Annotated in this window: 19 protein-coding genes; 13 read left to right on the forward strand and 6 right to left on the reverse strand. The window is 39.6% G+C overall.

From position 1 onward, the window contains the following. Positions 1-42: 42 nt before the first annotated feature. A complete protein-coding gene (locus H6A27_RS07465) occupies positions 43-828 on the forward strand; it encodes an META domain-containing protein (protein ID WP_204508166.1) in 786 nt (261 codons plus the stop codon). A 125-nt stretch (positions 829-953) separates the two neighbouring features. Here the strand turns inward: H6A27_RS07465 and H6A27_RS07470 are convergent, their stop codons facing one another. Further along, the gene (locus H6A27_RS07470) at positions 954-1,361 is read right to left on the reverse strand and encodes a helix-turn-helix domain-containing protein (RefSeq protein ID WP_239469607.1); all 408 of its coding nucleotides are present in this window, start codon (positions 1,359-1,361) and stop codon (positions 954-956) included. 193 nt (positions 1,362-1,554) lie between these two features. Between H6A27_RS07470 and H6A27_RS07475 the strand changes: the two genes are divergently transcribed. Further along, positions 1,555-2,769: an ATP-binding protein gene (locus tag H6A27_RS07475; protein ID WP_204400883.1), complete on the forward strand. Its 1,215-nt coding sequence runs from the start codon at positions 1,555-1,557 to the stop codon at positions 2,767-2,769. Positions 2,770-2,788: 19 nt separating this feature from the next. Here H6A27_RS07475 and nadD read toward each other — a convergent pair whose 3' ends face one another. Genes nadD through H6A27_RS07495 form a run of 4 tightly spaced genes read right to left on the reverse strand, consistent with a single transcriptional unit; the run spans position 2,789 to position 4,980 of the window. Further along, positions 2,789-3,373: a nicotinate (nicotinamide) nucleotide adenylyltransferase gene (gene nadD / locus H6A27_RS07480; RefSeq protein ID WP_204508168.1), complete on the reverse strand. Its 585-nt coding sequence runs from the start codon at positions 3,371-3,373 to the stop codon at positions 2,789-2,791. Continuing rightward, positions 3,355-3,537 carry a hypothetical protein gene (locus H6A27_RS07485; protein ID WP_204508169.1) on the reverse strand — a complete coding sequence of 61 codons (183 nt, stop codon included), beginning with the start codon at positions 3,535-3,537 and terminating at the stop codon, positions 3,355-3,357. Before H6A27_RS07485 ends, nadD begins: the two co-directional genes overlap by 19 nt. 1 nt (position 3,538) lies before the next feature. Next, a complete protein-coding gene (gene gmk, locus H6A27_RS07490; protein WP_204400889.1) occupies positions 3,539-4,102 on the reverse strand; it encodes a guanylate kinase in 564 nt (187 codons plus the stop codon). A gap of 2 nt (positions 4,103-4,104) precedes the next feature. Further along, complete coding sequence (locus H6A27_RS07495) at positions 4,105-4,980, reverse strand: YicC/YloC family endoribonuclease (RefSeq protein WP_204508170.1); 876 nt, start codon at positions 4,978-4,980, stop codon at positions 4,105-4,107. Positions 4,981-5,086: 106 nt separating this feature from the next. On the opposite strand from H6A27_RS07495, the gene tsaB reads away from it, so the two are divergent. The 8 genes from tsaB (at position 5,087) to H6A27_RS07535 (ending at position 14,249) form a co-directional block, all read left to right on the forward strand. Next, positions 5,087-5,776 (forward strand): tRNA (adenosine(37)-N6)-threonylcarbamoyltransferase complex dimerization subunit type 1 TsaB, encoded by a 690-nt coding sequence (tsaB, locus tag H6A27_RS07500; RefSeq protein ID WP_204400893.1) that lies wholly within the window; start codon positions 5,087-5,089, stop codon positions 5,774-5,776. A 20-nt stretch (positions 5,777-5,796) separates the two neighbouring features. After that, a complete protein-coding gene (locus H6A27_RS07505; protein ID WP_204400895.1) occupies positions 5,797-6,396 on the forward strand; it encodes a DUF4290 domain-containing protein in 600 nt (199 codons plus the stop codon). Positions 6,397-6,487: 91 nt separating this feature from the next. After that, a complete protein-coding gene (gene murA / locus H6A27_RS07510) occupies positions 6,488-7,792 on the forward strand; it encodes a UDP-N-acetylglucosamine 1-carboxyvinyltransferase (RefSeq protein WP_204508171.1) in 1,305 nt (434 codons plus the stop codon). Between the two features lie 90 nt (positions 7,793-7,882). Then, on the forward strand, positions 7,883-8,398 hold the full coding sequence (gene rimM, locus H6A27_RS07515; protein ID WP_204400899.1) for a ribosome maturation factor RimM: 516 nt from the start codon (positions 7,883-7,885) through the stop codon (positions 8,396-8,398). A gap of 18 nt (positions 8,399-8,416) precedes the next feature. Beyond that, a complete protein-coding gene (locus H6A27_RS07520; protein WP_204400901.1) occupies positions 8,417-9,274 on the forward strand; it encodes a murein hydrolase activator EnvC family protein in 858 nt (285 codons plus the stop codon). A gap of 4 nt (positions 9,275-9,278) precedes the next feature. Further along, positions 9,279-10,436 carry a 1-deoxy-D-xylulose-5-phosphate reductoisomerase gene (locus H6A27_RS07525; RefSeq protein WP_204508172.1) on the forward strand — a complete coding sequence of 386 codons (1,158 nt, stop codon included), beginning with the start codon at positions 9,279-9,281 and terminating at the stop codon, positions 10,434-10,436. A gap of 32 nt (positions 10,437-10,468) precedes the next feature. Beyond that, positions 10,469-11,809: an RIP metalloprotease RseP gene (gene rseP, locus H6A27_RS07530; RefSeq protein ID WP_204400905.1), complete on the forward strand. Its 1,341-nt coding sequence runs from the start codon at positions 10,469-10,471 to the stop codon at positions 11,807-11,809. Positions 11,810-11,822: 13 nt separating this feature from the next. Then, a complete protein-coding gene (locus H6A27_RS07535; RefSeq protein ID WP_204508173.1) occupies positions 11,823-14,249 on the forward strand; it encodes a S9 family peptidase in 2,427 nt (808 codons plus the stop codon). A 75-nt stretch (positions 14,250-14,324) separates the two neighbouring features. Here H6A27_RS07535 and H6A27_RS07540 read toward each other — a convergent pair whose 3' ends face one another. After that, the gene (locus tag H6A27_RS07540) at positions 14,325-15,353 is read right to left on the reverse strand and encodes a DUF4468 domain-containing protein (protein WP_204508174.1); all 1,029 of its coding nucleotides are present in this window, start codon (positions 15,351-15,353) and stop codon (positions 14,325-14,327) included. Positions 15,354-15,589: 236 nt separating this feature from the next. Here H6A27_RS07540 and H6A27_RS07545 point away from each other — a divergent pair, with 236 nt between their 5' ends. Genes H6A27_RS07545 through H6A27_RS07555 form a run of 3 tightly spaced genes read left to right on the forward strand, consistent with a single transcriptional unit; the run spans position 15,590 to position 18,513 of the window. After that, a complete protein-coding gene (locus H6A27_RS07545) occupies positions 15,590-16,291 on the forward strand; it encodes a 16S rRNA (uracil(1498)-N(3))-methyltransferase (protein ID WP_204400911.1) in 702 nt (233 codons plus the stop codon). 38 nt (positions 16,292-16,329) lie between these two features. Then, positions 16,330-17,853, forward strand: coding sequence for a DUF4836 family protein (locus H6A27_RS07550; RefSeq protein ID WP_204508175.1), 1,524 nt, complete (start codon positions 16,330-16,332; stop codon positions 17,851-17,853). A 15-nt stretch (positions 17,854-17,868) separates the two neighbouring features. Next, positions 17,869-18,513 (forward strand): ATP-binding cassette domain-containing protein, encoded by a 645-nt coding sequence (locus H6A27_RS07555; protein ID WP_204400915.1) that lies wholly within the window; start codon positions 17,869-17,871, stop codon positions 18,511-18,513. The last annotated feature ends 15 nt before the right edge of the window (positions 18,514-18,528 follow it).

Genomic DNA, 18,528 nt, shown 5'->3' on the forward strand with positions numbered 1-18,528 from the left:
TGATTTTGTTATTTTAGATAGAAAATTTAGAGGAAAAACAGTATGAAGAAAACATTGATCAGTGCAGCTGCTTTTGCTGCTGTATTATTATCATCTTGTGGAACAGCAAGTAAATCAGTTGATATCTCTGGCGAATGGAATGTCGTATCAGTAGAAGGTAAAGAGGTGACCGGAAATCCTTATATAGGTTTTGATATGGAAAACGGCCGTTTGTATGGCAATGCAGGATGTAACAGAATAATGGGTGGGGTAGAAATCGATTCAGTAAATCCCGGTCATATAGGCCTCACAAATATTGGCACTACACGTATGATGTGTCCGGATATGGAGACAGAACAGAAAGTTCTTGAAGCATTGAACGAAGTTGCCGGCTATAAGGCATCGGCTACAGGGGTTGAGCTTACGGATAAAGACGGCAAAGTTCTTATGTCACTCGAGAAAAGAGAAGCTCCTGCCGTATCAATAAATGATATTAACGGCGAATGGACTATCTCAAAAGTAGATGGTGTGGAAATTGAAGTTGCCGACAAGACTCCGTTCCTTTCATTCAATGTCGCTGATAATGCCGTCCACGGAAATGGCGGATGCAACATCATCAACGGTTCATTCTCGCAGGAGGAAGGAAATGCTTCATCTTTGAAGTTTGGCCAGATGATAAGTACAATGATGGCTGGTCCAGGAATGGAAACAGAAGGTAAGGTTCTTGAGGCAATGAACAAGGTAGCTTCATTCGTAGTGAACGAAGACGGAACTTTGTCGCTTATGGATGCCGGAAATAATGAAGTCTTACTTCTGGTTAGAAATACAGGAAAAACATTGAGCGAATAAGTCAATTTCAAATGCTGAAAAGCCTTGAAAAAAAACACGGGCACGTTTAGGTTAAAACACGGGCATGTTTTAATGAAAACATGCCCGTGTTTTATTTTGGGTATTTGGAATAGAAAAAATCATTATTATCCCTTATTCCTTTTCTTATATTGAGATGGAGTCTCGCTTGTGATTTTGAAGAAAGTTTTCGAGAAATGATACTGGTCGTAGAAGCCAAGCTCACAGGCTATTTCCTTAATTTTCATATCAGAGAAATCAAGCATCTGGCATGCCTTCTGTATCTTCAGTTGGTTGAAATAATTCAACGGACTGTGTCCGGTTTTCTTAAGGAAAATCTGTCCGAAGTGTGATGGAGAATAATTTACATTACCTGCAATGTCTTCAAGTGATAGTCTTTTATCAAGATTACTTCTCATATAGTTGATAGCTTCCTGTACTACATCACCTTTTTTAGATTTGTTGACTTCTCTATATTGTTGGATAAATTTAAATGAAGCTATGAAATGCCACAGGCATAATGTTACGTATTCCAAATTTTCGGAACTGTAGCCCATCTCCAGGTTTCTGTACAGAAAATATCTTATATCATAAAACGTGTTAACATAGAGTTCTTTATGGGTATATTTGCATTTTATCGTTTATAATCGATAAAATATTTTTTTTTACAATTCTATCGATTATAAACGATAATTTTTTATTTTTGTATTTGTTATAAAACAACGAGATATGGAAATAATAATAAGACAGATGTATCTGGATAAGATAGAAAAGTATCTTGATAATGATTATATAATAGTTTTGACTGGGCAGAGACGTGTAGGTAAAAGCTATACGTTAAAGATGTTGCGTGATATTAAAAGCAGGGATTTGAATAATAACATTATCTATATTGATAAGGAAAAGAAGGATTTTGATTATATCAATACTTATAAAGACTTGAATGACTACATTGATAAACATTATCGGAAAGGTATGATGAATTATATTCTTGTAGATGAAATTCAAGATATAGAAGGGTTTGAACGTACAGTAAGGAGTTATCGTACTGAACCTGACGCGAGAGTTGTTATTACCGGAAGTAACGCGAAAATGTTAAGTAATGAACTTAGTACAATAATCGGTGGCAGATATAAGGAAATATATATTCAGTCTCTTAGTTATAAAGAGTTTTTATTGTTTCATAATTTATATGATAGTGACGATTCATTGGCAAAATATATTCAATTTGGAGGTCTTCCAGGTTTGGCCAAAATAGGACTGGATGAGGATGATGCGGTAGAGTACCAGAAAGATGTATTTAATACCGTACTATTGAAGGATGTAATTTTCCGTAACAAAATTCGTAATATTGTATTCCTTGAAAATCTTACCAATTTCATCGCTGACAATATAGGAAAATTGATTTCTGCGAATAATATCTCCAAATATATGAAATTACAAGGCGATAAGATTTCCTCTGATACAGTGATAAACTATGCGAAATATCTGGAAGATGCTTATATAATACATAAAGTAAATAGATATGATATTCATGGCAAACGGATATTTGAAAGTAATGATAAATTCTATTTCGAAGATAATGGTATTCGTAACGCAATTGTCGGGGGAACAAGAGAGGGAGACATTGAAAAAGTCATTGAAAATATAATTTACCAGCATTTGGTAAGAATGGGGTATGATGTGACTGTGGGTCAATTACAAGCAGGTGAAATTGATTTTGTCTGTACAAAAAAAGCTGGAATGAAACGAGTATATATTCAAGCGTCGTATGTCATATATGATGAAATAACAAGAAAACGTGAGTTTGGAAACCTTAGAGATATAAATGATAATTACCCTAAATATGTTATATCCATGACACCGTTACTCTCGCAAAATGATGATAATGGCATTACTCATCTTCATTTAAGGAAATTCTTGATGATGGATAGCATTGAATAGCTGTTCGTTTTTTTGTTACTCATTTATATAGTCCCTCATTATTTATAATCTTATATACCGCTGGATGCAAAAAATACCGTACGTCTTTCCCTTGCGATATACTTTCGCGGATAAATGTTGAACTTACCTCTATTAAAGGACTGTCAATAGCTTCTACGTTCTGAGGTAATGAATCCGGTATTTCATATCCGAGTCGTGGATAGACCAGTACATGAAATTTTGATATGATTGCTTCAGGAGATTTCCAGCGGTCGAAAGCAGCCCAGTTGTCGGCTCCTATTATAAGATAAAACTCCCTGTCAGGATATGTCTCTGACAGTTTGTTGAGTGTTGTGACTGTATATGATGGTTTTGGAAGATTGAATTCAAAATCGGAAGCATAGAATTTAGGATAGCCTTTTGTGGCTTCTTGTACCAATCTCAGACGTATGCTGTCGTCAAGCAGTGACTGGTTCTGTTTGAACGGGTTCTGTGGAGAGACTAAGAACCATAATTCGTCAACATATCCGTTTTCGCACAGATAATTGCCCAATGCCAGGTGCCCGATATGTATAGGGTTAAATGAGCCTCCGAAAATGCCTGTTCTTAACTTTTTTTCTTCCATAATCTATAGTTGACTATCTGCCATGCTGCTACCAGTATCATGGCTGTAGCTATGATATATTCTTCTTTTGCCATTGCCACAATGCCTACAGCCAAAGCGGCGAAACCGATGACGATTGTAAGAATCATCATCAGTCTCATTATCTTTTTGGGATTTCTTGCCATATTATTTTTTCAGGAAATTACTGATTGTTTCAAGTGCTTCCGCCTGTGCTTTTTCGAGTTCATCGTTTATAATTACTACGTCGAACTTGTCGGCATAGCCTAACTCGAATTCTGCTTTTGCTATACGGCTTTCTATCACTTCAGGTGTGTCTGTGCCGCGTCCGTTCAGGCGCTTGCGAAGTTCTTCTACAGATGGGGGCTGTATGAATACAGATAATGCACGCTCACCATAGAATTTTTTGATGTTGCATCCGCCTACAACATCAACGTCGAATATCACATTCTGTCCCTCTGAAAGTTGTTTTTCTACCTGTGATTTCAGTGTTCCGTAGAAACGGTCTTTATACACTTCCTCGTATTCAAGGAATTCTCCGTTGGCTATTTTCTGTCTGAACTCGTCAGGGGTAAGAAAGAAATATTCCACTCCGTTCTGTTCTGTGCCGCGTGGTGGACGGCTTGTGGCAGATATTGAAAACGCCAAATTAAGGTTTTGTTTCAGCAGATAGTTTATTATTGTCGATTTTCCGGAACCTGACGGGGCTGAAAAGATTATTAGTTTTCCCATTTTTACATTACGTTTAATACTTGTTCTTTGATTTGTTCCAGCTCATCTTTCATCTGGACTACAATGTTCTGCATTTCCGCGTGGTTGGACTTACTGCCTGTAGTGTTGATTTCTCGTCCCATTTCCTGGGCAATGAAACCAAGCTTTTTGCCCTGTCCGTGTCCTCCGGCCATCGTTTCGCGGAAATATTTCAGATGGTTCGTCAGACGTTGTTTTTCTTCGTTTATATCGAGCTTTTCGATATAATATATCAGTTCCTGTTCCAGGCGGTTCTTGTCGTAGTCCACACTGATGGTCTTTTCGAGTGCATCTGTGATTTTTTCTCTGATACGTGCCACTCTTTCTTTTTCGTATGGCTCTATTGATGCAAGCAGACGCTCTATGTTATCAATTTTCTCGGTGAATTTCTTTTCCAGTGCGGCTCCTTCCTGTTTGCGGAAGTTTACAAGAGCGTTTATTGCTTCTTCGACAGCTCCTCTTGCCACTTCCCATTCTTCGTCTTCAAGTACCTGTATATCAACTTTGGTCAAAACGTCCGGCATACGGAGAAGAGTCGCAAACCAGTCGGATGGTAAAGGAATATTGCAAGTTTCGGATATATTTTTGATTTGTGTGTAATAATTTTGGAGTAAGGCGGCATTTATAGGGGTTGCCGCGTCTGAGGCTTCTTTTTCAATCCACAGACTAAAGTCAACTTTACCGCGTTCCAGACTTTTGGAAATCATGTTTCTGATTTCCATCTCTTTTTCTCTGTACAGAGGGGCTATTCTGGCAGATATGTCGAGTGCCTTGCTGTTTAGTGATTTTATTTCTACGATAATTTTCTTATCGTTGTAAGTAACGGTTGATTTACCGTAACCGGTCATTGATTGTATCATAACAAATTCTATTTTTCTGCAAAAGTAAGGAAAAGTGAGGAATTTTTAGAAAGAGAGTTGGATAAAAAGTGTATATTTGCAGACAATAATGTATTAAAAGTAAACTATGTCGTGCATTTTACATATTGAAACATCTACAGAAGTATGTTCCGTATCTGTAAGTCAGGACGGAGCTTCTATTTTTACTAAAGAAGATTTTAACGGTCCGTCGCATGCTACTGTACTCGGAGTATATGTTGACGAGGCTTTGTCGTTTGTTGATAATCATGCTATTCCGCTTGATGCTGTTGCCGTGAGCTGCGGACCTGGCTCATATACGGGATTACGTATTGGCGTATCTATGGCCAAGGGTATCTGCTATGGAAGAAATATTCCTCTTATAGGAATACCTACTCCTCAGATTATGTGTGTGCCTGTGTTGCTGAATAATGATTTGCCTGATGATGCTCTGTTATGTCCGATGATTGATGCGCGTCGTATGGAAGTTTATGCGGCAATATACGACCGTTCTCTTAAAGCATGTCGTGAGATAGGTGCCGACATAATTGATGAAAACTCTTATAAGGAATTTCTTGACGAACATCCGGTCTATTTCTTCGGAAACGGTGCGGCAAAGTGCCGTGATAAGATAACACATCCTAATGCTCATTTTATTGATGATGTTTATCCTTTGGCAAAATGGATGTTCCCATTGGCCGAAAAGGCTGTGGCTGTTGAAGATTATAAGGATGTTGCGTATTTTGAACCTTTCTATCTGAAAGAGTTTGTCGCATCTACTCCTAAAAAATTGCTTTGATAATATTTAATTGGAAATATATGGAATATAATACCCAGCAACGCCGTCTTCCGCTTCCTGAATATGGACGAAGTGTACAAAATATGGTGGACCATGCGCTTACGATTGAGGACCGCGAGCAAAGGCAGATATGTGCGAACACTATAATCAAGATTATGAAGGGCATGTTCCCTCAGTTTAAGGATAATGCTGACTTAAACCAAAAACTTTGGGACCATCTGGCTATTATGTCTGATTTCAAGCTTGATATTGACTATCCGGTGGAAATTGTAAAGAAAGAAAGTCTCCATGTCAAGCCGGATATGGTTCCATATCCCCAGTCGAAACTTAAATACAGGCATTACGGACGTTTTGTGCAGGACCTTATTAAGGTAGCGTCCGACTATGAGGAAGGTGAAGAAAAAAAACAACTCATCAATCTTATTGCCAACCAGATGAAAAAAGACTATCAGAACTGGAATAAGGATGGTGTGGATAATCAAAGAATAATAGATGACCTGTGTGAACTTTCTGACGGAAAAATCAAAATAACTGTTGATGACGTTAAGTTCTTCGAGCAGCGTACGTTCACTCAGCGTCGCCGACAGGCAAATAATAACCAGCAAAAACGCAAACAATAGTTTTTTTTTAGTTCTTGAGTTTTTTAGTTCTTAAGTTTGCTGATGATAACAAACTTACAAACTCACAAACTCACAAACTTACAGACAAAGTATGAGCTCATTTGTAATAGAAGGAGGACACAAGCTTCATGGCGAAATAGTACCACAGGGTGCAAAAAATGAAGCCTTACAGATATTATGTGCCACATTGCTTACTTCGGAAGAGGTTACGGTACATAATATACCAAATATACTTGATGTGAATAATCTTATTCAACTTATCAGCGATATGGGAGTTAAAGTAACGAAACTGAATGCTGATACGTATTCATTCAAAGCTGATAACGTGAATTTGTCTTATCTTGAGAGTGAGGAATTCCTTCAGAGATGTTCTAAACTGAGGGGCTCGGTCATGCTGGTCGGTCCGTTGTTGTCGCGCTTCGGTAAAGCTTTGATTTCCAAACCCGGTGGTGATAAGATAGGACGTCGTCGTTTGGATACTCATTTCATTGGAATACAGAAACTTGGAGCCTCATTTAACTATGATGCAGAACGCGGCGTTTATACACTCTCGGCTGATAAGCTGAAAGGAACATATATGTTGCTTGATGAGGCTTCTGTGACAGGTACTGCCAATATAGTCATGGCTGCCGTGCTTGCAGAAGGAGTGACAACTATTTATAATGCTGCCTGCGAGCCTTATCTGCAACAATTGTGCAAGATGCTTAACCGTATGGGGGCAAAAATATCTGGTATTGCATCTAATCTGCTTACTATTGAGGGGGTAAAGGAATTGAAAGGTTGTACGCATACAATACTTCCTGACATGATTGAGGTTGGTAGCTTTATTGCTATGGCCGCCATGACAAGGAGTGAGATTACGATAAAGAATGTTTCGTATGACAATCTTGGCATTATTCCTGATAGTTTCCGCCGTCTTGGTATCCGGCTTAAGCAGATAGGTGACGACATCTATGTTCCGCAACAGGAACATTATGAGATAGAATCGTTTATCGACGGTTCTATCATGACTATAGCCGATGCTCCGTGGCCTGGACTAACTCCTGATTTGCTCAGTGTGATGTTGGTAGTGGCAACTCAGGCAAAAGGAAGTGTGCTTATTCATCAGAAGATGTTTGAAAGCCGATTATTCTTTGTCGATAAACTGATAGACATGGGTGCGCAGATTATATTGTGCGATCCGCACAGGGCTGTTGTTATAGGCCATGACCATAATTTCAGTCTGAGGGGAGGAAACATGACTTCGCCTGATATACGTGCAGGTATTGCTCTGCTTATAGCTGCTTTGGGTGCTGAAGGCACGAGCAGGATTCATAATATAGAACAGATAGACCGTGGTTATCAGAACATTGAACAGCGCCTTACTGCACTTGGTGCGCGAATCACCAGAATCTGAGAATTAGTTTTTTAGTTTTTAGTTCTTTAGTTTGTTGGTGTTTGCATCAGCCAACTTAAAAACTCAAAAACTTACAAACTCATAATAGAAATGATAAGAAAAGAAGAAGTATATAAAATTGGTGTCATCAATAAACCGCATGGAGTGAAGGGAGAGGTTTCTTTTACTTTCACTGATGATATATTCGACCGTGTGGATTGTGATTATCTGATTTTGCTTATGGACGGGATTTTTGTTCCGTTCTTTATAGAAGAGTATCGTTTCCGTTCGGATAATTCGGCATTGGTTAAGTTTGAAGATGTTGATACGGCGGAAAAAGCAAGGATGTTTACCAATGTAGAAGTGTTTTTTCCGATAAAGTTTGTGGAGGAACAGGATGAGGTGACGTCATGGAATTATTTTGTAGGTTTTGATGTTGATGATGTAACCCACGGGATGTTAGGCAAGGTTGTTGATGTGGATGATGCTACTATCAATGTCTTGTTCGTTATTGAAAAGGAAGATGGCAGTGAAATATTGCTTCCTGCTCATGAAGAGTTTATACTCAATATCGACCACAAGAAGAAATGTGTAAAAGTTGATATTCCTGAAGGTTTGTTGGAATAATAAGAAAATCTGTTGAGTATGAGAAAGAAGGGACGTAAAGCGTTTTGGCATAATATTAAGTTTAAATACAAACTTACTATCATCAACGAGAATACACTTGAGGAGGTGGTAGGAATACATGTCTCCAAACTTAACGGGCTTTCTGTACTTATTTTTGCCTGTACTGTGATATTCATTATTGCAGCTTCCATAATAGCTTTTACACCGTTGCGAAACTACCTGCCAGGATATATGAACAGTGAGGTTCGCGAAATGGTGGTATCAAATGCCTTGAGAGCCGATTCACTAAAACTTGCACTTGACAGGCAGAACAGATATATAATGAATATTCAGGATATTTTCAGTGGTAAAATCAAGACTGACACTATACAGTCTATTGACTCGCTTACAAACCTTCGTGCTGAACAGCTTATGGAGAGAACAAAGGAAGAGGAGGAATTTAGGCAACAGTATGAAGAAAAGGAAAGATATAATCTTCGTGCCATTGATATAGGAAACGCGGTTTCAGGACTTGTGTTTTTCAAACCTGTTGAAGGGGTTATGGAAATGAACTTTGATGCAGAAAAGAAACATTACGGAATAGATGTCATGACAGGTCCTAACGCAAATGTGTTGGCCGTTTTAGACGGAACTGTGATTATGGCTACTTATACGGTGAGCGACGGATATGTGATACAGGTACAGCATTCACAAAATTTTATCAGTATATATAAACATTGTGGTTCATTGATGAAACAGCCTGGCGAAAGGGTAAAAGGTGGCGATGTCATAGCTTTGGTGGGTAAAAGTGAGGAAAAGCAGAATGAACATTATGTACACTTTGAACTCTGGCACAGGGGTACGCCAATAAATCCGGAAAAATATGTAGTTTTCTAAGATTATGAAGAAACAGATAGCAATTTTGGGGTCAACGGGCTCTATTGGAACCCAGGCTTTACAAGTGATAGAGGAACACCCTGATTTGTACGAAGTATATGCACTGACTGCTAATAATAAGGTGGATAAGCTTATAGAACAGGCAAGAAAGTTTCATCCTGAAGCGGTGGTTATTGCAAACGAAGATAAATATCAGGTATTGAAGGATGCTTTATCAGACTTGCCTATTAAGGTATATGCAGGAGCCGAAGCATTGAGTCAGATTGTAGAATCAGGACCAATCAACATTGTTCTTACCGCTATGGTAGGATATGCAGGACTTAAACCGACAATAAATGCGATAAGCTCGGGTAAGACTATAGCATTGGCCAATAAGGAAACTCTTGTCGTTGCCGGCGAACTTATTACTGAACTGGCCCAGCAGTACAGAACTCCTATACTGCCTGTTGATTCGGAACATTCTGCCATTTTCCAATGTCTGGAGATGAATAATCCTATCAGTAAGGTTATTCTTACAGCTTCTGGTGGACCTTTCCGAACTCTCAGTATGGAACAGCTTGCTACAGTCACTAAGGAACAGGCCTTGAAACATCCTAACTGGAGTATGGGAGCGAAGATTACGATAGACTCGGCGTCAATGATGAACAAGGGTTTTGAAGTGATTGAAGCTAAATGGTTGTTTGGGGTTAAACCGGAACAGATTCAGGTAGTGGTACACCCACAATCTGTGATACATTCAATGGTGGAATTTAAGGATGGTGCCGTTAAGGCTCAGCTCGGAGTGCCTGATATGCGTTTGCCTATACAGTATGCCTTTTCCTATCCTAAGCGTGAAACTCTTTCGGGCGAACGTCTTGATTTCATGAAATGTAATACTCTTACTTTTGAGGAACCTGATACAAAGCGTTTCAGAAACCTGGCTTTTGCATACGAGGCAATGAATCGTGGCGGAAATATGCCATGTATAGTTAACTCGGCAAACGAGGTTGTTGTCGCGGCATTTCTGAAAGACCAGATTTCTTTCCTCGGTATGAGTGATGTAATTGAAAAGACAATGAATAAGGTGGCTTTCATCAGTAATCCTAATTATCATGATTATGTTGAGACTGATGCCATAGCACGCCGCATAGCAGCAGAGTTTGTAATCAACTCTCGCTTTTAATTTTTATTAATGTAAAAAGTTGGAAAAATCAGATGGAGACATTTTTTATTCGTGCCCTTCAGTTGGTACTTAGTTTGTCCATTTTGGTCATTGTACATGAAGGAGGACACTTCTTTTTCGCGAGATTATTCAAAATCAGGGTTGAGAAATTCTATATCTTCTTTGACCCCTGGTTCTCATTATTCAAATTTAAGCCGAAGAATTCCGAAACAGAGTATGGTGTAGGATGGTTGCCGTTGGGCGGTTATTGTAAGATTGCCGGTATGATAGATGAGTCTATGGATACGGAACAGATGAAACAGCCGGCGCAGCCTTGGGAGTTCCGCTCAAAACCGGCATGGCAGCGATTGCTGGTTATGATTGGCGGTGTGCTGATGAACTTTATTCTGGCTCTGTTCATATATTCCATGATTCTGTTTACATGGGGCGACAAGTATGTGGCACTCAAGGATATGAGTTATGGACTTAAGTTTAACGAGACAGCCCAGAATATCGGCTTCCGCGACGGAGATATAATTTTGAGTGCCGACGGAAAGGAACTTGACCGTTTCGGTATGGATATGATACGCAGTGTAGTTGAGGCCAAGGATGTTAAGGTATTGCGTAATGGAGAAGAAGTTGAAATCAGGATGCCCGAACTAAGCCTTCTGGATGTGGCACAACAGGATCCTATGTTTGTAGATATTTTCTGTCCCAATGTAGTCGATTCGGTTTTGGCCGGTGGAGGTTTTGCCAATGCGGGCATACAGAAAGGCGATTCTCTGATAGCCGTGAATGGCAAGGCTTTGAATTCATGGAATGATTTCCAGAACCAGATGTCTGATCTTAAACTAAGGGCCGAAGTGTCTGAAAAAACTACTGCTGAATTTACACTGGTATATTCACGTGCCGGGGTGAGAGATACTGTGAACGTGACTACTGACGAACAGTTCAAGGTGGCTGCCATAGGTGGTATGCTTAATTATACTCCAACAGTACGTACTTTCGGCTTTTTTGAATCTTTTCCTGCAGGAGTAACTTTAGGGGTAAACACTCTGAAGGGATATGTAAACGATCTTAAGTATGTGTTCACAAAAGAAGGAGCCAAGAGTGTAGGCGGCTTCGGAACAATTGGAAGTATATTCCCTAAAGTATGGGACTGGCAGCGTTTCTGGTCTATGACAGCTTTTCTGTCCATCATATTGGCATTTATGAATATTTTGCCTATTCCTGCTCTTGACGGTGGACATGTACTGTTCCTGATTTATGAGATTGTGGCTCGCCGCAAACCGAGTGACAAGTTTCTGGAATATGCGCAGATGGTAGGAATGTTCCTGCTTTTCGCTTTGCTTATATGGGCAAACTTTAATGATGTACTTAGATTTTTGTTATAATTAATATTTGTTTATGAGAAGAATATTGTTGTGTGCAATATTAGGTGGGTTAGTGTTCTCATCTACTGTCTCAAAAGCTCAGGAAAGGCTTCCTGAATATCTGCAGGCAGAGAAGTTTACTGAAGAAAAACTCAAAAACATGTTGTTTTCTACTTTGGTGGACCCACATTGGTTTCAAAATGGGAATGGCTTCTGGTATGAATATAAAACTTCCGAAGGTACTTTCTGGTACGTGGTAAATCCTTCGCTGAAAAGAAAAGATTTACTGTTCGACCGTGATAAGCTTGCTGCACAGCTTACTGAAATTGTTCAAGACCCGTTCGAGGCAAGACATCTGCCTGTTAAGAATTTGAAGGCTGAAGCTGACGGAAAGACTTTTACTTTCGAGGTCGTGTCATCGCAGGACGAGAAGCAGGATAAGGATAAAAAAAACAAGGACGAGAAAAAAGTTTTTTATTTCTCGTATGATTATCCTACAAAAAAACTGACTCATCTGACTGACAAGGAAAAGGAACCAAAGAAGCTTGAATGGGCATCTGTCTCACCTGACGGACAATCGGTGGTTTATGCTAAGGATTGTAATCTGTATCGTATGAGCATAGCCGACTATCGCAAGGCACAGAAGGATGAAAAGGACAGCACAATCGTTGAAATTCAGCTTACTACAGACGGTATGCCGGATTTCGGTTATGGTATACCTTACAGCCTTCTAAATACAGACACTCTTTGTAATGGCAAGCGTCGTAAGGCATGGGGATGCTGGTCGCCTGACTCAAAACATTTTGTGACTATAGTTTCGGATGACAGGGCTGTAAAACCTCTTTGGGTAATCAACTCAATAGCTGAGCCACGTCCAACACTTGAAACATACAAGTATCAGATGCCTGGAGAAATGGAAGCTCCAGAGGAACATCTTTATATATTCGATATGACATCGAATACACGTAAGGAAATCAAGGTGTCGGCATGGAAGAACCAGTGGTTAGGACTGGAGTATAAGCCAATGGAGAAAAAACAGAGAGACATGGAGTTCCGTCCTTCTGTATGGCAAGGCGATAATAAACGTTTCTTTGTGACAAGATACAGCAGAGATCTTCATCGTATCGACGTATGTACATATACAGTAGGAGAGGATTCTATTGTTCCTATCGTTAAGGAGCGTATGAACACCTATCAGGAGACACGTCCTATACATGTGATAAACGGTGGAAAGGAATTCATACAGTGGAGCGAGCGTGACGGTTGGGCACACCTTTATCTGTATGATGACAAGGGTAATCTGAAAAACAGAATTACCGAAGGACCATGGCATGTGGAACAGGTATTAAAGATTGATGAGGCTACACGCACAGTATATTTCCTGGCTAACGGAAAAGAAAAAGACGAGAATCCTTATTATGAACATCTGTATAAAGTAAATGTGAACGGTAGTGGTCTGACAAGACTTACCGAGGGAGATTATTTCCATCAGATTTCATTGTCGGACAATGCACAGTTTGCCGTTGATAATTTCTCGCGTGTGAATACTGTCCCATGTGCAGACCTTATCGACAGAAACGGAAATAAGGTTATGACCATACAGGAAAGCGATTTCTCAAGTCTTATGGCGGCAGGATACAAGTTTCCGGAACTCTTCAAAGTCAAGGCGGCCGATGGCGTAACAGACCTTTACGGGGTTATGTACAAGCCATACAATTTTGATTCGACCAAGGTATATCCTATAATTGATTATGTATATCCGGGTCCGCAGGTAGAGGCCGTATATTATCCTTTCACACGGATGAGCGTCCGGACAGACCGTCTGGCACAGGCTGGATTTATAGTTATTTCCGTAGGACAAAGGGGAGGACATCCAAGCCGTTCGAAGTGGTATCACAATTACGGTTACGGCAATATGCGTGATTATCCGTTGGCAGACCATAAGGCGGCAGTGGAACAACTTGCTGCAAGATATGGATATATTGATATAAATAAGGTAGGAATCCACGGACATTCAGGTGGAGGATTTATGTCCACAGCCGCAATATGTCAGTATCCTGATTTCTATAAGGCTGCTGTTTCGTGTGCCGGAAACCATGACAACCGTATTTATAACCGTTGGTGGAGTGAGACGCATCATGGTGTGAAGGAAACTATTACGGAGCAGGGCGACACTACATTTGTATATAAGATTGCTACTAATCCTGAAATAGTAAAACAGCTGAAGGGACATCTGATGCTGGTTCATGGTGACATAGACAATAATGTCCATCCGGCTAATACCACACGAGTGGTTAATGCTCTTATCAGGGCAGGCAAACGTTTCGACATGTTATATTTGCCTGGTCAGCGTCATGGGTTTGGAGATATGAACGAGTATTTCTATTGGCGACTTGTAGATTATTTCTCTGAACATCTGAAAGGTCAGAAGGAAACTTCGGTAGATATACCGAAGAGATAATGATACCCCCAGAAAAAACGAATCAGGCTGTCCGTTGAGGGCAGCCTGATTCGTTTTTTGGAGCTTCAAAATATTTTATTGGTTAATCTCTGCAGAAGTAACTTCGCATATATACATTATGTATTCCTTTGAAGTGTCAATGTTCTGGTTTAGTGATTTAAGCTCTTCGGATGATAAAGTTTGTGTCATGGTTTTCTTGCATTCTACTATTATTTCTGCTTTGGAAGCTTTTTCGGAGGAGTAGAATGAAACCTTATAATCGGAATTTTCTTCCATACTTTTATATATATCAGACAGGTTTTTGTCTATAAGGATGTATGCTACATCTTTATTGAACATTTTTCCGAAGCCACCCCATGAATTATGTTCTATTTCAGTTTCTTTGTTGTCTGCTGTTATAGTGATTTTACCTTTTGCGGCTACTTCGTTAAGATTGTCCGGTAATTGTGATACTGAAACTTTTCCAAGGACATTTTCCGATGTCTGTTGAGTAGTAGTTGATGTATTATTGTTTATCAGTTTAAGTCCGAAACAGTTTTTTACAGATGTGAATAACTCGTCTTTTAAATCAATTGTTTCACGACGGAATTTTCCACATATAGGTGCCAGTTTGGTTTTTTTCTTGTTTAGCGCCATATCATCAGTAATCCATTCTTCAGCGGTATATCGTTCGCCTCCATCGCGGTTTTCATCGTACCAGTATTTGATGCGGTTCATAGTGAGGTTGCATATTCCGTTTTCGACCTCTATGTAGAAATAATAGTAAATTCTTGTTCTGTCCAATGATAATGCAGACGAACTGAACACAATATATTCTTCGGCCGATGCTACAATTTCGCCTTTCTCTTCATTGGTATATACAACTTTGCTTGTCAGATTATTTTCTGATATGAATCTCTTTTCTGCCCAATCCAGCATTGTATTGTATAATTCTTCCTTCGTCATTGACGGTACTTTTATTTTCTCTTCGAAAACCACTTTGTCGTCTTTCAAAGTTATTGCTCCTTCCAAATATTTTGGATTGGAATTGTCGTTTTTCTTGTTGTCCTTTGCTATGGCAACAAATGGCATGATAGCCAAGATAATTAATAGTAATTTCTTCATGTGTGTTTGTTTTTTGTAGTAAGTAGCAGCAAACTTACAAAAAAAATCTTTTTTGAAGATATAATGTATCATTTCAATATGTTTTTATTTGTTAAATAAAATGACCTGTCATTCGGTCTTAAATGACCTGTCGTTTTACTTCAAATGACAGGTCATTTAATTTAAAACGTATCAGTAGTCTGAAGTGTCGGAAAAAATGGCTACATTTGCTTGTTTTTAATTTCAAGTATATTATTATGCACGTATTTTATACACCGGACATACTTTCCGATTCTGAACTTCCGTCGGAAGAGGCAGGACACTGTGTAAGAGTTTTGCGCTTGAACGTAGGGGATGAAGTTACGCTTACAGATGGGAAAGGATATTTCTATAAGGCAGCTATAAGTGCCGCGACATCCAAGAGATGTCAGGTCAGGATTATAGAACAGATTTTCCAGGAACCATTGTGGAAAGGACATCTGCATATTGCTATGGCTCCAACCAAGATGATGGACCGTATTGAATGGTTTGCGGAAAAGGCTACTGAAATAGGAATAGATGAAATTACTTTTCTTAACTGCAGATATTCGGAACGCAAGGTTATCAAGACTGAACGTGTAGAGAAAATTGTAGTTTCGGCAGTGAAACAATCATTGAAAGCCCGTAAGCCTGTGATTAATGAAATGACAGATTTCAATAAGTTTATAAATCAGGATTTCAAGGGCGATAAGTTCATAGCTCATTGTAATGAAGGAGAAAAGGTATTGCTGAAAGATGCAATTGTACCAGGAAATGACGCCTTGATACTTATTGGTCCGGAAGGTGACTTCAGTATAGAGGAAGTCGAAATGGCTATAGAAAAAGGTTTTAAACCTGTCAGTCTTGGAAAATCTCGATTACGTACTGAGACTGCCGCTCTTGTAGCCGTTCATACTATGAATATGCTGAATGCTGAATAATCTGATTAAACCATTTATCAACTAATAACTTACAATATATGAAACTTAAATGCTTATATATTCCTGCGCTGGCTTTTCTGATGGCCGCGTGTGGTAACGCTCCTGATTATAGAAATGCTATCCCGGCCAAATCTGCTGCTGTAGTTGCTGTTGACTTGAACTCAATGTCAGAAAAGATGGGACTCAGTGGAGAAAAAGCCGACAAGGCTCTTCTCGACAAGCTGGAAAATATGGTAAAAAGCGGGCTGACAGGTTCGGATGCCCTTATAGAGAGAATTTTTGATGACGGTTCGGAGAGTGGGCTCGCACTTAAGAATAAGGTTTATCTTTTTGCCGGCGAACAGGCTAAAATGGGAGGTCTGCTTATCAAGGTGACAGACAGAAGTAAACTGGAAGAACTGCTTGAAGTGTTGAAAAAACAGCAGTTGTGTTCGGATGTAAAGGAATCTGACGGCTGCAGATGGGCAATTCTTGGTGAGTGGCTGCTTGCGTATAATAAAGGTGCATTTGTATTGGTGGCCGATAATAAAGGTTCCAACCCTGAGTCGTTGGTGAGACAGGCTTCGATGTGGCTTAGACAGAAAGAGGGTGAAGGATTTTCTGCTACAGAAGATTTCAAGTCTATCGAGAGTAAGAATGGTGATGTCGTAATGTGGACATCGCTTGAACTGCTGCCTCAGGAAGCTGTGTATCCGCTCACTATGGGAGTTTCGGCAGAACTGAAGCTGAAGGATGTGAAAGCACTGTCTGTAGTAGATTTCCAGAATGGAAAAACCGTTATTGACATAGAGACAATGATTGCGGACAAGGTGATGAAGGACATTCTTGACAAGAAACAGCAGGTCACTTCGAATATCAAGGGCAGTTATCTTGATTTGTTCCCGTCGAATACTCCTTTCTGGGCAACGGCCAATATAAAAGGTGGAGAGTTCTATAATTTCTTATGCGAAAACCCTGCTATGAGGAGATATTTTGAAAACTCTATGATTCCTCTTGATTTCCGTTCTATTTTCAGTTCCATCAGCGGAGATGTGGCTTTGGCTATGTCGGGTCCTGAAGGAAAGGAATTCATTGCTTATGCCGATGTAAATTCTGATTCGTTTATGAATTCTTTTGAGCGTCTTAAGGCAATGGCTGCTATGTCCGGAGGTCAGGTAGTATTGAAAAATTATGCTGACAAGGCGTATGAGTTCAAGACAATAGATGGCGGTCTTGTCGGATTATCTTCCGGCCCTAAGTCGCTATGGATAGGAGTGAAGGACGGACGATTTTATATCACGAATAAGGAATCATTGATAGACAGACGTGTCTTGGGCCTTTCATTGAGAAACTGTAAATGGGGAGACAGGGTAGTTGGTCAGAGATTCTTCATGGTTTCGGATTTGTCGTCGTTGAACCGCTTGTTTGATTTGAAACATCTTGAAGGTACCATGGCTTCTGTGCTTGCTTTCTTTGGAGGACTTGACTATCTTACTGTGGAGACAGGAGATGGAAACAATGTTCATATCGAGATATTGATGAAAGATAATAATAAAAATCCATTGGCTACATTGTTGAACTAAACCGAGTGATGAAAAGTGGAAAAAATATGTTTGAATAATATTGTGCCAAGTATATTCTCATCAAGAGATGATATAAATTCTGAAATCTGGCGAAAAAATGTAACTTTTCAGAAAGGTAAATCTTATCTTATTGAAGCTGCATCCGGTACTGGCAAATCATCGCTTATAAGTTTTATATACGGATACAGAAAGGATTATGAAGGACAAATCTGTTTCGATTCAAGAGACGTCAGAACCTTTTCAGGTAATGAATGGACTTCGGTTAGACAGAACAGCATCGGGATGATGTTTCAGGAACTTAGGTTGTTCCCGGAACTTACTGCCGGAGAAAATGTTATACTGAAGAACAATCTGACTGCATATAGAGAAGAAAAACAGATAAAAGAGTGGTTCAGGATGTTGGACATTGATGATAAATGGTCAGAGCCTATAGGCAGAATGTCGTTCGGACAACAGCAGAGAGTGGCTTTCGTCAGAATGTTGTGCCAGCCTTCCGATTTCCTGTTGATGGATGAGCCTGTAAGCCATCTTGATGATATTAACGGTGGCATTATGGCATCAATTATGGAAAATGAAATAAAGGAAAGAGGAGTGGGGGTCATAGTTACATCTATCGGCCGCCGGTTGCTGATGAATTATAGTGAGATGATAAAACTCTAAGTAATCAAGTTGGAA

The organism is Bacteroides caecigallinarum, from assembly GCF_016902295.1.
GTDB lineage: Bacteria > Bacteroidota > Bacteroidia > Bacteroidales > Bacteroidaceae > Phocaeicola > Phocaeicola caecigallinarum_A.